Raw genomic sequence first — 234 nt, forward strand, 5'->3', positions numbered from 1 at the left:
TTCTTCACCCGCGCCGAAATGTCCGCCTATCTCAACGGCGTCAAATCCGGCGAATTCGACGACCTGACCTAGCCGACCCTCCAAGCACGCGAGTCGTCCGTCTGGTCACGCGAGTTCTCCATCTGGTCACGGGGGGGTGCGGGTGACGCCACCCATATCGCAGGGGCGCACACGGGGCGACGCGGTCGGGGGCGGGGGGGGGGGGGGGGTGTGCGTGTGTCTGGGTGGGGCGCG

This window comes from Amycolatopsis sp. NPDC059027, assembly GCF_042739735.1.
Lineage (GTDB): Bacteria > Actinomycetota > Actinomycetes > Mycobacteriales > Pseudonocardiaceae > Amycolatopsis.